Source organism: Acinetobacter sp. YH12070, assembly GCF_013419625.1.
GTDB classification, from domain to species: Bacteria; Pseudomonadota; Gammaproteobacteria; order Pseudomonadales; family Moraxellaceae; genus Acinetobacter; species Acinetobacter amyesii.
Genome location: NZ_VOZT01000024.1, coordinates 1 through 14,259, shown reverse-complemented (window position 1 = coordinate 14,259; position 14,259 = coordinate 1). Strand labels below are relative to the sequence as shown.

The following is a 14,259-nucleotide window of genomic DNA, read 5'->3' as shown; positions in this document are numbered from 1 at the left end:
TCATGTCTGTTGAAACTCAACAATTTACTGGTACAGATCAATATATTGCGACTGATAGCTTAAAACTTGCAGTAAAAGCTGCACGTTCATTGCAAAAGCCACTTTTGGTTAAAGGTGAGCCGGGGACAGGTAAAACACTTTTAGCCGAACAAGTGGCTGAAAGTTTAGGCCTTAAGCTCATTACGTGGCATATCAAATCTACGACCAAGGCTCAACAAGGTTTGTACGAGTATGACGCCGTATCTCGTCTGCGTGATAGTCAGTTGGGCGATGACCGTGTTTATGACATCAAAAACTATATTAAGCCGGGTAAACTTTGGGAAGCGTTTACCAGTGAAGAACGTTGTGTACTTCTAATTGACGAAATTGATAAAGCAGATATCGAATTCCCTAATGATTTGCTACACGAACTCGATAAAATGTCATTCTTTGTGTACGAGACAGGTGAAACGATTACGGCAACACAACGTCCAATCGTGATCATTACTTCAAATAATGAAAAAGAACTTCCAGATGCCTTTTTGCGTCGTTGTTTCTTCCATTATATTGAATTCCCTGATGAAGCAACCATGCGTGAAATCATCGATGTGCATTTTGAAAATATTTCAAATACCTTGGTTTCTGAAGCACTGCAAATTTTCTTTAAATTACGTCAAGTTCCGGGTTTAAAGAAACCGCCTTCAACTTCTGAGTTGATTGATTGGTTGAGTTTGCTGATGGCTGATGATATGCCAGAAGATATTTTACGCAATACAGATAAATCAAAATCAATTCCACCGCTTTATGGTGCCTTGATTAAGAACGAACAAGATGTGCAATTGCTTGAACGTCTAGCATTTATGTCACGTCGTTAATTGCTATTAATTTTATCAAAGATTTAAAAGCCGGTTATCCGGCTTTTATTTTGAGCACTAAAAAATATAAAGGTGAATTATGCAGACAAGCGCATACTTATCTCAAGTACACATAGCTGTAACTAAGAGATTAAAGCCGACCGTACTCTTGTTGGCTGCGAGCTTGTATTTATCTAGTTATAGCTATGCGATGGATGATGCTCAGTTTGAACAGCAGCATCAACAGCTACTTCAAGATGTGTATTGGGCGCAAGTTGCAGAACATCAACTTAAAGAAAAGCTCATCGATCAATCAGGTCATCTTGTAGCTCAAACGGCCATTCAACAAAAGGCCTGTGCTGCAACTGTACTCGAGCTGAAATACTATGATTTTGTGATCTTGAACCTAAGCGATTTTAACCGCTATAGAAACCATCAAGGTTTTCATAAAATCGTGTCTATTGAAAAGTTGCAGCAAGATCGTCTCGATGTTCAGCACAAATATGAAACTCTTAAACAATCGCTTAATAATAGAAATGCGACTTGCGAATAAATCATACCGTATGTGTTTCTTTGGGTAGTAGGGCAACGTATATGAACACGCAGTAAAAGCTTTTGGCTTTACTTGTAGAGATCAATTTTTCATAATGGTGGATGTAAAGGCAAGACTCAGTTGCAGATGAAATAACAAGATCACATGCATTCACACTGGATTTGACCTCCTGATATTTAATTTTTATTGGATTTTATTCGCCTATGTTTGTGCGATTGTTTTATACCCTTCGAAAATACGGTGTTCCTGTTTCAACTCGTGAATTGATTGACTTGAACCAAGCAGTGGCAGCAGGGCTGGTCTTTGCAGATCAAAATGAATTTTATCAGCTTGCAAAAACCGTCATGGTCAAAGATGAACGTTACTTTGATAAGTTCGACCGTGCAATGAAGGACTATTTTGACGGTATTGCCACCTTTGATTTAGACGAGCTATTAAATCAGGTGCATAAACTGCCAAAGGATTGGTTTGATCTTGAACTCATCGAAAAGCATCTAACACCAGAACAACGAGAAGAATTAAAAAAAGCCGGATCATTAGAAGAACTGATGAAAATGCTCGAAGAGCGTTTGCGCGAGCAGCATAAAAAGCATCAGGGTGGTAATCGGATGATCGGTACGGGCGGTACCTCGCCCTTTGGTGCCTATGGAGACCATCCTGAAGGTGTGCGTATCGGTGGGCCTGGTCGTAAACGATCTGCGGTGAAAGTCTGGGAACAACGTCAATACCGAAATCTAGATGATGAGCAGATTCTCGGTAGTCGTCAGATGCAGATGGCATTGCGTCGTTTGCGTAAATTTGCTCGCCAAGGTGCAGCAGAAGAGCTAGATATCGACGGAACCATTCGTGAAACGGCCAAACAAGGAATTTTGGATGTACAGTTGGTTCCTGAACGACGTAACCGCATTAAAGTATTGATGTTGTTTGATGTTGGGGGCTCGATGGATTCACATATTGCCCAATGTGAGAAGCTCTTTACCGCGGCTAAAACTGAATTTAAAACCTTAGAGTATTTCTATTTTCATAACTGTTTATATGACTATGTATGGAAAGATAATATTCGCCGTTCAAGCACGCGTATGAATACATGGGATCTATTCAACACCTATGGTCGAGATTACCGTGTCATCGTTGTCGGTGATGCGAGTATGGCGCCGTATGAGTTGAACTCGGTAGGTGGATCTGTGGAGTATATGAATGATGAAGCTGGTCAGGTGTGGTTACAGCGCTTACGCAATCATTTTGATAAAACAGCGTGGTTAAATCCAGAAGAAGAAAGTTATTGGCATTACACCCAGACCATTGCTGCGATTAAACAAATCTTTGAAGATCATATGTTCCCGATGACCCTAAAAGGTGTGGAAGATATGACGAAATATTTAGCGCGCTAAAGCGTTAAAAACGATACTTTTTCTTATCAATGATGTTTATATTACTTACTCCAATTTTGCATTGTTTCTTATTTTCAAAATTGGATAGTATTTAAAAGTCTTTGTTTTGCATACAACATGAAGGAAATATGATGGATCATCAAATTAATGGTATTGCATTACCTAATGAAGAAGGTTTCTTCGGTGAATACGGTGGGCAGTTCATTCCACCAGATTTAAAACAGGCAATGGATGACATTAATGTTGCTTATGAGCAAATTCGTCATACAGAAGAATTTCAAAATGAATTGAAAGAGTTGTTTGTACACTATGTTGGACGTCCAAGCCCATTGTTTTATGCGAAGCGCTTGTCTGACAAATTAGGTGGTGCACAAATCTACCTCAAGCGTGAAGACCTCAACCATACTGGCGCGCATAAAATTAACCACTGCCTTGGCGAAGCCTTATTAGCAAAATACATGGGTAAAACCAAAGTGATTGCTGAAACCGGCGCAGGTCAGCATGGTGTAGCATTGGCAACGGCTTGTGCCTTAGTGGGCATTCCATGTGAAATTCACATGGGGCAAGTGGATATTGAAAAAGAACATCCAAACGTGGTGAAAATGAAGATTTTAGGTGCCAACCTTATCTCTGTTACACGTGGTACAGCTACGCTTAAAGATGCAGTAGATAGCGCTTTTGAAGAATATTTAAAAGATCCAACCAATTTTATTTATGCGATTGGTTCAGTGGTTGGCCCACATCCATTCCCGAAAATGGTTCGTGACTTCCAGTCAATTATTGGAGATGAAATTAAAGTTCAAGCCAATGATCGATTTGGTGCAAATCCTGACTATGTGGTTGCATGTGTGGGCGGTGGTTCAAATGCTGTCGGTGCATTTACAGCATTCCTCAATGACACCGATGTAAAACTTGTGGGTGTAGAACCTGCAGGTCATGGCTTAGATACCAATATGCACTCTGCGACGTTAACATTGGGTAAGCCAAGTCAAATTCATGGCATGGCATGTTATGTCCTTGAAGATGAACAGGGTGAGCCTTTGCCAGTGCATTCAATTGCATCAGGTTTGGACTATCCAGGAGTGGGGCCACAACATAGTTTGTTAAAAGACCTAGGCCGTGTTGAATATACAACAGCGACAGACCAAGAATGTTTAGATGCCTTCATGACGCTCTCACGTGTGGAAGGTATTGTGCCTGCACTAGAAAGCTCACATGCGGTTGCATGGGCAATTCGTGAAGCGCCAAAACTTGCTAAAGATGTGAAGATTGTTGTTAACGTTTCAGGCCGTGGCGATAAAGACTCAGACTATGTGGCTGAAAAATTAGGTTTAAATTAATTATTGCCATTAAAAAAGACTAAGTTGCTCATCATCTGTTGATGGTGCAAAAATCTTTTGCAGTTGTATAGCCCGATCTATATTCGAAGTATCCCAGTTTTTTACTGGGATATTTTTTTTTAAATAATTTTTATAAAAAGTGTGGTTAACGCTTGATGTAATTGGAATTAACTCAGGATGTAGTGCATAAATAATTGCTTTTGCATCTAAAATTTCAGCGATAGACGAAGCAATCTCCAAATTAATCGTACGTCGGTGGTATTCCAGCAGCTCATCATTCTTCATCGAAACCATTAAGCGTTCCAATTCTAAAATGATGGCATCAAGGTGGGCTAATTTATCTAAAGCAGGTTTCAACATAAGAAGGAAATTGAGAAAAGTAATTAATTTGTATTGTGTATGTCATTACATTTGGTGAATTATATGAAAAATTTTGATTTCTAGATTCCCCCCTTAAACTTTATTAAGGGGGGAGTTATTGAGTTTAGCCTGAAATATATTGTTGAAGTTGTTCGATCAGTTTGCGTTGATCATCCATTGCTGCTTTTACAAGGTCGCCGATGGAGATTAAGCCGGTTAATTTCTGTTCCTCAACGACAGGTAAATGACGTAAATGGCGATCTGTCATGAGTTCTAAACATTCTTCGACAGTCGCGGCACTTGTCACGGTGATGACACTACCCGTCATAATTTCGCTGACAGAGGTATCGAAAGATGTTCTTTCCATCAGGGCGATTTTACGTGTGTAATCACGCTCAGACAAAATCCCAACAACTGTGCCTTCATGGGTCACAACGAGGGCACCAATGCCTTTTTGTGCCATCAGGGAAATGGCTTCGAGTACAGTCGCATCTGGGGTGATGGTGTAAATTTCTTGATAAGCTTTGTCTTTAAGTACTTGGGCAACTGTAGTCATATTTTCATTCCTTTATAGTAGTTTTTGTTTAATTTAAATTAGCGCGAAATTTGAAAAAAGCAAATACTTTTCAGTGCATGCAGAGGTCAAACATGCACTGAGGGTTTTATGCCATTTGAATCTTATCTTGGTTAAAAAAGAATAAACGCATTTGTGATGTTGTGAGCTTGAGACGGATGTGGCTAGAGCTATGCAACGCAGGGATAACTTTAAGGCGTGTCAATGTTGGTAATAGCGATGCCTCAAAATCTTCTGGTGTAATGCGTCGTGGAGTGTAGTTGGGCCAATGCTTTTTGGCATATTTATGCGCTTGAATGCCATTTAGCCAAAACGGGAAGATAATATGATCTTGATCGCTGGTCATTGCCCAACCTTGTTGGTGGTAGAGACCCCAAAGGACTCCACAGTACATCATGGTTTTTAAAATACTAATTTTGAAAAATAAATCTTTTGGAATAGGTTTATATTGCTTTAATTTAGACATCATATGCAGCGTGTTGTTGATGTTGCTCCTATTGTAGGAAATTCTTATGAAAAAGCTGTGTAAGCTTTGAACTGGATTGTAAGAATTTATGTAGTCAAAAGTTGAAGGGTGTAAAAAAACGCCACCTTAGTGACGTTTTGTTATGCTTGCAAGGTGGCCATGTTCTGCCAATATTGCGCTTTGAGTGAGTCACGTTCTACGCGGAAGCCTTGATAATAAAGTTCAGCCAAAAATAACGCTGCTTTACCATGTCCAGCACGAGCTGCATCTTCCAATTCGTGAACTGCATCGCTGAAGTTCATTTGAGACTGAATTGTGTTCACCGCATTTGCGTATACATGTTCGAGTTCATGTTGAGAGAATTGTTGAATCATATTTAACTCCTTATTCTAATTATGATCATTAAGGGCCCATTCTTTAGCCCTATTAACTAATATAACTAAGTATTATTAAACTAATATTACAATTATCTTGAATTGTCAACTATTCACGTAAATATTTCTAATTTGCTATAGTTTACATGATTAAACAATGGACAATTGTTTTCGTGAGTAAAATACTATCATAAGAAGTTGTAGATAATAAGGAGAAGTAAAATGACAAGAGTTTTAGACGGTTTAACTTTAGATTATCCTCCGACATTAGCGCAAATTGTGGAGTTGGCACATCTACATCGTCGCAATCTTGATGACGCAATTTTTCATCAAGAAATTCATTTAGGGGATTTTGGTTTGGCACAGCGCAAACGTGTATATGATTTCACACGGGATTTAGATAAGGGACAGCGCTTAGAATTTTACAATGCATACAATGGTGAATTACTCAAAATCGCCGATGATGATGATTTACATCCTGCGCATGCAGAGGGTGGAATGAGTATTTTTGCAGTATTTATCGTTTTGGCGATTATTGCATTGATTCTTTATTTTGCGGTGATACGTACCATTATTCAGTAAATTGTTTAGCTAACTCACAGACTGAAACAGTGGACTGATGCAGTTTTAAGCGCTGTGACTTGAACTTCTTGAACGTCAGCCATACACTACTTTGAACCTGAGGTAGTGTATGACTATTGATTTAGAAAAAATTATTCAATTCAAATCTAAAATACAGCTTGAGCAAATTTATAATATCTTTGTTTCAGTCATGATCGTGGTGATTTTGGTATTGGCTGTGATTGCCTTATATCGTCCTATTTCTGTACAGCAATACCAAAACGTGTCACGACTTGCGTTGCAGCAAAGTTATCCTGAAACACAGGAAATGGCGATGCTACTGAGACAGCAAGATCGCATTCGTGTGGGTGCTTATCTTAAATTGATGCATGCTTATCAGATGGAATCTGTGCGGGCACATCAACTTCCGGCTTTGGCAGAGGAACAGCCTTAGTCGCAGGGATTATCTTCGTTGGAGTGGCTTGTACATTATCCTCCAATATCTGCTGTACTTCATTTTTATCTAAGGTTTTACTGACCACAATCACCGTCATATTTTCAGGGTGCATATAGGTACGAACCGCATTTTGTACATCAGCTACAGTTATTTTTTCCAGTAATTTAGGGTACTGGGTCAAATAATCTGGGTCTTGTTGATAAAAGCCCAATAGACCAAGCTGTGCATTGATCGTTGCATTACTGCTGTAATTATTTGGAAAAGCACGCAGCATACCGGCTTTGGTTTCTTCCATTTGTTTTTGATCAATAGGCATTTTGACAAAATCATTAAAAGCCTTATGTGCCACTCGAATACTATCTATAAGCTGATCTTGACGTGTTCCATAGCTAAAACTAAAGATTCCGGGTGCTTGGCTAAAGCTAAATGCACTATAGGCACCATAAGTATAACCACGTTTAACACGAAGCTCTTGCATGAGGACCGAGTTAAAACCACCACCGCCAAACATTCGATTGGCTACTTCTAAGGCTAATCGATCTTTGTTATCGCGTGTGGTGCCTAAATGTCCAAATATGACGTTGGCTTGGGTGGAATTGTAGGGAAGATGGATAATATCAAAGCCTTGTTTTTCTTCTGGTTGTGCAAGCGCTTTGGCTTTTTCACCTTGGTTTAAGTTTCCAGAAATACGTTCAGCAAGGTTTTGTGCTTCTTTTTTGCTGAGTTTACCTGTAATGGCAATATTCATGTTTTGAGCAACTAAAAATTGATCACGAAACTTCTTTAAAATGTCTGGTGTTATTTTTTTGATACTGCCATTGGTTCCCGTAATCGGTTCTGCATAAGGATGTGTGCCGTATACAGCCCGATAGAAACGAATATTCATTAAGCGACTTGGGCTTTCTTGGAGTTGTTTCTGACCAGCTTGGTTATTGCTGAGTGCTAAGTTGAGACTGGAGGTTTTAAAAGTCGCATTTTTAATCACGTCCATCATCATACTTAAAGCAGGTTCTAATTTTTTAGGGTCTGACAATACGCGTAACCGAGCGACAAACATATCTCGATGTGCTTGCACGCTAAATTGAGCACCTGTTTGGTCAAAAACCGAGGCAATTTGCGTTGCATTGTATTTTTCTGTGCCTTCATCGATTAAACGTGCAGCCATGTTGGCAACACCATACAAGCCTTTTCCGACTTCTTCATCACGAGCAGAACCTGCATTAAAGGTCAGTTGAATATCCACCATGGGTAGATCTTGCGATTCAACAAACAGGCTATTCACACCATTTCGGTTTTTCAGCACTTGAACAAGTGGAGCACGGTAGTCTTTATCAATCTGTAAATTCTTTAAACTTTGCAGCATGGGGATAGATTGTAATTGGCTCGGATTATCGTTGAGGTCAGGAACATTTTCCGTATATGTTTCTGCATGGAGGATTGAGCCAAACGCAGTGAGTAAGCTTAGGGATAAAATTTTCGTAATAGTCATCACTAATCCTTACAAGACGCTATCTGTGTTTTGGGTTGAGCTGATTTGTTGCTCTGGAATAACAACTTCCGTTTGAGCGGATTTTACTGTTTGATCTGCTTTATTTGAGGTTGTTGGAACCTCCGTCTGTTCTGGAAGTAGATACATGGTGCTTAAATTTTCTCGGACAAAATACGCATTGGCGACACGTTGAATATCCTGTGCGCTGACGTTTTCATATAATTTTGGTAATTCGTCCATTAGCCTGAAACTGAGCCCATTGACTTCTAAGTTACCGATAGTCTTGGCTTGGCTGCTGATGTCATCTTGGTTATAGACTAAATTGGAGACAAAACGTGTGGTGATACGTTCAACTTCAGGTGTTTTGACTAATTCTGTTTTTAAAGTGTCGATTTCATCTTGTATAGCTTTTTGCGCTTGTTCCATTTTGACGCCATCGGCAGGGAGTGCTGAAATGGTAAACAAGCTGTCTCCACGATTGTATGGATCATAAGAAACGCTTACAGCCGTGAGTAATTTTCTATCTCGTACCAGTTTGTCTTGTAGGCGAGATGAGATCCCACTGTCTAAAATATTGCGAATAATATTGAGTGCATAAGCATCTTGTGGATTTTTTGCGGTAGCCAGTGAGCGTACATTCCACGCCATATACAAATTGGGCACTTGTACGGGCAAATTTAGTTCCATGTGACGATAGCCCACACGTTCGAATTCCATCACATCGTTACGATCAGGTGTTTTACGTGATGGAATATCACCAAAGTATTTTTGAACTTGACGTATTGCTGCTTCGGCATCGACATCACCGACAATCACCAAAATGGCGTTGTTTGGGGTATACCAATCTTTATACCACTGTTTTAAATCTGCTAATTTGATGTTTTGCAGATTTTTCATGTGTCCAATGACGGGTTGACGATAGTGACTGGTTGGGTAAGAGATCCATTTGAAACGTTCATAAGCCAAAGAACGAGGGTTATCATCTGTACGCTGTCTGCGTTCTTCCATAACCACTTTAATTTCAGGCTCGAAATCTTGTTGTTGCAATCGTAAATTACTCATACGATCCGCTTCGAGCTCCAGCGCCATAGGAAAATAGGCTTTTGGATACAACTGATAATAATTGGTGTAATTGGTAAAGGTTGCAGCGTTGATGCTGCCGCCATAGATACGGCTGAGACGTGTAAATTCATCATTAGGAACTTTGGTGGTTCCTTTAAACATCATATGTTCGAGCGCGTGGGAGATCCCTAATAGATTGCCCGACTCATCACTACTGCCAACACGATACCAAATATGGGTCATTACCATCGGCGCACGGTGGTCTTCACGGATAATGACCTTTAAGCCATTTTTAAGTGTGGTTTCAAAGGTGCTACGTGTTAATTGGGTACGTGTGTCTGCATGTAGATGAGTTGCAGACCAAAGGCAACTGCTAATGACACAGATAGGAAGCGCAGAGCGAAATAAAGTTTTAAAAAGACAAGGAGAAAATCTGTTTTTATGGGACACAAAGGAATCCATTAAAATGCATTTTATAGCTATCTAGTTTTCCTAAAGTTAATTTTGATTGCAAGTTCAACATGTTGTTTTTTAGTGTGCTTCGCTCTGACAGGCGTGTAGCGACTCAATTTAAGATAACTTATGATAGAATCGGTTTTTTTAACGCAGTGCTTTTCAAGGATTCGGCATGCAACAGCAATCTCATGGGCAGAATAAATTTTTGATTGATGCTGATATCGGTGATGACGATGTCACGCTACCGAGTTTACCTGCGGTAAATGTGCCGATTATCGAGACACCGAAAGTGCAGCAAGAAGTTGCTGCACCATTACAAGAAACAGAGTCAGAAACTGAAGATTCGAAGGTGAAAGGCGGCTTCTTTAGTCGTATGAAAGAAGGTCTAGCAAAGTCACGTAAGAACTTAGCAGACGGCATGGTGAATATCCTGATCGGTGGGAAGGAAATTGACGATGAACTTTTAGAGGAAGTTGAAGAGCAACTTTTGGTTGCTGACATTGGTGTCGATGCAACCAAAACGATTATTGCGAACTTAACTGAACGTACTGAACGTGGCGATTTAATCTATTCGCACTCTTTATATAAAGCGCTTCAAGAAGAACTGGTGGCATTACTTGCACCACGTGTTAAACCGCTACATATCGACAGCAATAAAAATCCGTATGTGATTTTGGTTGTTGGTGTAAATGGTGTGGGTAAAACCACCACGATTGGTAAATTAGCGAAACGCTTACAAGGTGAAGGTAAAAAAGTAATGTTGGCTGCTGGTGATACATTCCGTGCAGCAGCCACAGAACAATTACAAATTTGGGGCGAACGCAATAATATTGCCGTTGTGGCGCAAGGTCATGGTGCAGATTCTGCATCTGTTATTTTTGATGCATTTGAAAGTGCTCGTGCAAAAGGCGTAGATGTGCTGATTGCAGACACTGCAGGTCGTTTACACAACAAAGGACACCTCATGCAAGAGTTGTCTAAAGTAAAACGTGTAATGCAAAAAATTGATGCTACAGCTCCGCATGAAGTGATGTTAGTGGTAGATGCAGGCACAGGTCAAAATGCTATTAACCAAGTTGAAATGTTTGACGAGGCAGTAGGGCTTACAGGTCTAACTATTACTAAGCTTGATGGTACAGCAAAAGGTGGTGTGTTATTTAATATTGCAAGCCGGACCCATGTGCCAATTCGTTTTATTGGTGTAGGTGAGAAAATTGATGACTTGCGTCCATTCTCAGCAAAATCATTTGTCGCAGCATTATTTGAAACTGATAAATAAAATGCGTTAAATGTCACATAAACTCCGCAAAATGCGGAGTTTTTTGTTTTTGAGCTTACTGATTGATTTAAAAAGCAACATGTGAATAAATCATAGTCAAAATTCAGCCTGATATACCCTTAGAATAAGTAAGGAATTATTGTTATATATAAAAATTGCTTTGGGGTGTTTAGGGTGGCGTTACTCGATAAAATTGGTCATGTATTGACTGCGGATATCACTAAAGATTTTAAATTAAAAAAGAAAACTACCGAACAAGAAGTAGAAGCGTCATTTGTCGACCAACTAAAGAAACGTCGTAGTATCTACAAGCTTGGAAAGAAGGTGCATTACAGTCAGGCTTATTTGGCGGAACTGATTCAAGAATCCGTAAGAAGCTGTCCATCTGCATATAATTCGCAAAGCACACGTATTGTGGTTTTATTTGGCGAATCTCATCAAAAATTTTGGGACATTGTAAAAGACGTACAACGCAAGAATGTTGCGAGTTATATTTTTGAAGGTGTGGCGCTCAAAATAGATCAGTGTGCAGCTGGCCTGGGAACTGTACTTTTCTATGAAGATCAAGTTGTGATTCAACAATTACAAAAGAAAGTGCCATTAAGTGCAGAAGATTTTCCAGTGTGGTCGGAGCAAACGTCTGGCATGGCGCAATTCGCAGTATGGACTTCGATCGCAGATGCAGGTTTAGGCGCATGTTTACAACACTATAATCCACACATTGATTATGCCGTTGCCGAACACTTTAATATTTCAAAACAATGGCTGCTTCGTGCGCAGTTAGTCTTTGGTTCAATTGAAGGTCAAGCGCCTGAACGTTTAGAACCAGAAGATCAAGATCAGTTTAGAATTTATGAGTAATTTCTATGTTCTGTAAGTTGCTTTGATCTCTGCATTCTAAATCAGTGAAACCAAAATCTGAATGTAAGTGAGTTGTAGGTATTTAGATGCTTGCAACTGATTGTTCTAGAAATAAGACACAATGTTGTAAATATAGTCATGCAACTGTTAAAAACATCACCTATTATAAATCTCAACTTAGTCAGCTAATTGAAAATAAAAAGAGGTCTTGTAATGTCATTCTTGAATCAAATCGAACAACGTCGCACAATCTATTCTATTGGTAATAACGTTACTTTATCGCAAGATGAAATTGAGCAAACCATTAAAAATGCAGTACGTTTAAGTCCGTCATCATTTAACTCTCAAACGTCTCGTGTCGTTATTCTGTTTGGTGATGCACATCAAAAATTCTGGAATATCGTACGTGAAACTTTACGTAAAATTGTACCTGCAGATGCATTTGAAGGAACTAATGGCAAGATTAATAGTTTTGCAGCAGGTTTTGGTACAGCATTATTTTATGAAGATCAGGCTGTAGTAAAAGCTCTCCAAGAACAATTTGCACTTTATGCAGATAATTTCCCAGTATGGTCTGAACACTCAACGGCGATTGCTCAATTTGCTACTTGGACTGCTTTGGCTGAAAAAAATATTGGTGCGTCATTACAACATTACAATCCAATTGTTGATGCTGAAACAGCTGCGGCATTTGATGTGCCAGATCAATGGAAACTACGTGCACAACTTGTTTTCGGTTCGATTGAAGCACCTCCAGGTGAAAAAACCTTTATTGCAGATGAAGAACGATTCAAAACATTCAAGTAATGATGGTGTGTTGAATTAAAAAGGATGTATTAAGCATCCTTTTTTTATATGCAAAATTCTTGAATGAATATCAAAATAATGTCTTGAAACTAAATATACAGTGATTGTTAGATGTCATAAGATTGTCACATATGCATTGCATAGTGCAATCGAAACTAAATAATTGATAAAGAGTGATAATGATGACTTTAAGATTAACTGTTGCTGCTGCAGCGCTGATGTTAAGTAGTGCAGGATTTGCAGCTGTAACTTTGACTGTTCCGGAAGAAATCAAAATAGTTGCAGTTAATGATCAAGAAGTTACTGGTGGTTTATTTCGATCTACCGAGAAATATAAGCTAGATGCAGGTGAAAACCTATTAACGGTACGTTATAGCGAATTTTTTCAACATGCTGATAATTCGCACGATATATTAAAGTCAGGTGTTGCCGCTATTCGTACTCCAGCACTGATTGATGGTCAAGAGTATCGTTTGGGTCTAGTCAATGCACCAAAAGATTTTGATGCTGCGCAAAAATATAAAGACCAACCAATATTTGGGTTGTATGACAAATCTAATCAATTACTTGTGCAGCAAGCTGGGGCAAAGAAAGAACAAAAATCGATTTTCTCCAATGGTGTATTGGGTAATGCCGTAGATTTTGCGAAGAAAGAAGCTGTGCCAGAAAATCAACCGGCACCTGTTTATGCACAATCCGTAACAGTAAAGCCAACGAACGTAGCCGTTCCTGTAGCTGCTCCAAAAAATATAGCTGTTCATCAAAATGGAGTAGATCAACAATTAATTCAGCTTTGGCAGAAGGCTAGTAAAGCTGAACGACAAAAATTCATGAGTTGGTTGGCTGAGCAAGCAAACTAAAGTTACTTTCGTAACTTTATTAGTTTTCTTGAAATCCGCGTTATTTGAAAAGTCCGTTGAATTACGGGCTTTTTAGATTGAAGAATATAAAAATCACCAAGAATTATAAAATTCGTCTTTCATAAAGCAAAATATGTGGATATATTGATCTTTAAATAAGCAATAAATTGCATTTAGTTTAAAAAATATACATTCAAGCAAAATATTATAGAAATTTCTATGATAGGGGCTTGTGTTTGTTTTGAAACTCTATAGAATACGCTGCATACCAACGCAGACAGTAATAAACGTAAGGTTTTGAGTTGTTTGATGTTGTTTTCTTATTTGCTGACGAAGCATTAAGAAGATCATTAAGAGATTATGAAGAACAACTTGTGTGGATTTTTACTGATTGATTGATCGAAATTATTTTCATTGATTGATGGTAGAAATTACTCGAAGTTTATTTGAGCAAATTTTTGTCAGTAATTGATGAGCCAAGATTGGTACACTATATGTACTATTGATTTTAAACTGAAGAGTTTGATCATGGCTCA

At 38.9% G+C, this 14,259-nt stretch carries 15 protein-coding genes and 1 pseudogene; 10 read left to right on the top strand and 6 right to left on the bottom strand.

Features of this window, described 5'->3' with window-relative positions:
- Window positions 1-2 precede the first annotated feature (2 nt).
- The 4 genes from FTU17_RS08965 to trpB all read left to right on the top strand — a co-directional run bounded on the left by FTU17_RS08965 (window position 3) and on the right by trpB (window position 4,117).
- The gene (locus FTU17_RS08965; RefSeq protein ID WP_078188501.1) at window positions 3-854 is read left to right on the top strand and encodes a MoxR family ATPase; all 852 of its coding nucleotides are present in this window, start codon (window positions 3-5) and stop codon (window positions 852-854) included.
- Between the two features lie 79 nt (window positions 855-933).
- Window positions 934-1,386, top strand: coding sequence for a hypothetical protein (locus FTU17_RS08960; protein ID WP_180135156.1), 453 nt, complete (start codon window positions 934-936; stop codon window positions 1,384-1,386).
- A gap of 203 nt (window positions 1,387-1,589) precedes the next feature.
- Window positions 1,590-2,777, top strand: a complete 1,188-nt coding sequence (locus FTU17_RS08955) for a VWA domain-containing protein (protein WP_180022715.1) — start codon at window positions 1,590-1,592, stop codon at window positions 2,775-2,777.
- 131 nt (window positions 2,778-2,908) lie between these two features.
- Entirely contained in the window at window positions 2,909-4,117 is a 1,209-nt protein-coding gene (gene trpB, locus FTU17_RS08950) for a tryptophan synthase subunit beta (RefSeq protein WP_180135176.1), read from the top strand.
- Between the two features lie 9 nt (window positions 4,118-4,126).
- On the opposite strand, the gene FTU17_RS08945 is transcribed toward trpB, so the two are convergent.
- From FTU17_RS08945 to FTU17_RS08930, 4 genes are all read right to left on the bottom strand, one after another.
- Window positions 4,127-4,477, bottom strand: a complete 351-nt coding sequence (locus tag FTU17_RS08945) for a hypothetical protein (protein WP_180135155.1) — start codon at window positions 4,475-4,477, stop codon at window positions 4,127-4,129.
- A 124-nt stretch (window positions 4,478-4,601) separates the two neighbouring features.
- Window positions 4,602-5,033, bottom strand: a complete 432-nt coding sequence (locus FTU17_RS08940) for a CBS domain-containing protein (RefSeq protein WP_078193901.1) — start codon at window positions 5,031-5,033, stop codon at window positions 4,602-4,604.
- Between the two features lie 106 nt (window positions 5,034-5,139).
- Window positions 5,140-5,517 (bottom strand): DUF2750 domain-containing protein, encoded by a 378-nt coding sequence (locus FTU17_RS08935; protein WP_078188495.1) that lies wholly within the window; start codon window positions 5,515-5,517, stop codon window positions 5,140-5,142.
- 140 nt (window positions 5,518-5,657) lie between these two features.
- Complete coding sequence (locus FTU17_RS08930) at window positions 5,658-5,891, bottom strand: hypothetical protein (RefSeq protein ID WP_078188494.1); 234 nt, start codon at window positions 5,889-5,891, stop codon at window positions 5,658-5,660.
- A gap of 222 nt (window positions 5,892-6,113) precedes the next feature.
- On the opposite strand from FTU17_RS08930, the gene FTU17_RS08925 reads away from it, so the two are divergent.
- Both FTU17_RS08925 and FTU17_RS08920 read left to right on the top strand, forming a co-directional pair.
- Entirely contained in the window at window positions 6,114-6,473 is a 360-nt protein-coding gene (locus FTU17_RS08925; protein ID WP_180135153.1) for a hypothetical protein, read from the top strand.
- A gap of 109 nt (window positions 6,474-6,582) precedes the next feature.
- Entirely contained in the window at window positions 6,583-6,906 is a 324-nt protein-coding gene (locus tag FTU17_RS08920) for a hypothetical protein (RefSeq protein ID WP_111884935.1), read from the top strand.
- On the opposite strand, the gene FTU17_RS08915 is transcribed toward FTU17_RS08920, so the two are convergent.
- Both FTU17_RS08915 and FTU17_RS08910 read right to left on the bottom strand, forming a co-directional pair.
- Window positions 6,830-8,398 carry a pitrilysin family protein gene (locus FTU17_RS08915; protein ID WP_180135151.1) on the bottom strand — a complete coding sequence of 523 codons (1,569 nt, stop codon included), beginning with the start codon at window positions 8,396-8,398 and terminating at the stop codon, window positions 6,830-6,832. The genes FTU17_RS08920 and FTU17_RS08915 overlap by 77 nt on opposite strands.
- Window positions 8,399-8,524: 126 nt before the next feature.
- Window positions 8,525-9,838 (bottom strand): annotated as a pseudogene (locus FTU17_RS08910) (M16 family metallopeptidase); the annotation flags it as partial.
- Between the two features lie 250 nt (window positions 9,839-10,088).
- On the opposite strand from FTU17_RS08910, the gene ftsY reads away from it, so the two are divergent.
- The 4 genes from ftsY (at window position 10,089) to FTU17_RS08890 (ending at window position 13,723) form a co-directional block, all read left to right on the top strand.
- Window positions 10,089-11,195 (top strand): signal recognition particle-docking protein FtsY, encoded by a 1,107-nt coding sequence (gene ftsY / locus FTU17_RS08905; RefSeq protein WP_180007272.1) that lies wholly within the window; start codon window positions 10,089-10,091, stop codon window positions 11,193-11,195.
- A 174-nt stretch (window positions 11,196-11,369) separates the two neighbouring features.
- Window positions 11,370-12,056, top strand: coding sequence for a nitroreductase family protein (locus FTU17_RS08900; RefSeq protein ID WP_180135149.1), 687 nt, complete (start codon window positions 11,370-11,372; stop codon window positions 12,054-12,056).
- Between the two features lie 213 nt (window positions 12,057-12,269).
- Window positions 12,270-12,863: a nitroreductase family protein gene (locus tag FTU17_RS08895; protein ID WP_180135147.1), complete on the top strand. Its 594-nt coding sequence runs from the start codon at window positions 12,270-12,272 to the stop codon at window positions 12,861-12,863.
- A gap of 182 nt (window positions 12,864-13,045) precedes the next feature.
- Entirely contained in the window at window positions 13,046-13,723 is a 678-nt protein-coding gene (locus FTU17_RS08890; RefSeq protein WP_180135174.1) for a DUF2057 domain-containing protein, read from the top strand.
- The last annotated feature ends 536 nt before the right edge of the window (window positions 13,724-14,259 follow it).

Coding starts and splice junctions, on each gene's coding strand:
- FTU17_RS08930 (WP_078188494.1), bottom strand. CDS start 5,891: ATGATTCAACAATTCTCTCAACATGAACTCGAACATGTATACGCAAAT.
- FTU17_RS08945 (WP_180135155.1), bottom strand. CDS start 4,477: ATGTTGAAACCTGCTTTAGATAAATTAGCCCACCTTGATGCCATCATT.
- FTU17_RS08920 (WP_111884935.1), top strand. CDS start 6,583: ATGACTATTGATTTAGAAAAAATTATTCAATTCAAATCTAAAATACAG.
- FTU17_RS08960 (WP_180135156.1), top strand. CDS start 934: ATGCAGACAAGCGCATACTTATCTCAAGTACACATAGCTGTAACTAAG.
- FTU17_RS08935 (WP_078188495.1), bottom strand. CDS start 5,517: ATGTCTAAATTAAAGCAATATAAACCTATTCCAAAAGATTTATTTTTC.
- FTU17_RS08955 (WP_180022715.1), top strand. CDS start 1,590: ATGTTTGTGCGATTGTTTTATACCCTTCGAAAATACGGTGTTCCTGTT.
- ftsY (WP_180007272.1), top strand. CDS start 10,089: ATGCAACAGCAATCTCATGGGCAGAATAAATTTTTGATTGATGCTGAT.
- FTU17_RS08965 (WP_078188501.1), top strand. CDS start 3: ATGTCTGTTGAAACTCAACAATTTACTGGTACAGATCAATATATTGCG.
- FTU17_RS08890 (WP_180135174.1), top strand. CDS start 13,046: ATGACTTTAAGATTAACTGTTGCTGCTGCAGCGCTGATGTTAAGTAGT.
- FTU17_RS08925 (WP_180135153.1), top strand. CDS start 6,114: ATGACAAGAGTTTTAGACGGTTTAACTTTAGATTATCCTCCGACATTA.
- FTU17_RS08895 (WP_180135147.1), top strand. CDS start 12,270: ATGTCATTCTTGAATCAAATCGAACAACGTCGCACAATCTATTCTATT.
- FTU17_RS08940 (WP_078193901.1), bottom strand. CDS start 5,033: ATGACTACAGTTGCCCAAGTACTTAAAGACAAAGCTTATCAAGAAATT.
- FTU17_RS08915 (WP_180135151.1), bottom strand. CDS start 8,398: ATGACTATTACGAAAATTTTATCCCTAAGCTTACTCACTGCGTTTGGC.
- trpB (WP_180135176.1), top strand. CDS start 2,909: ATGGATCATCAAATTAATGGTATTGCATTACCTAATGAAGAAGGTTTC.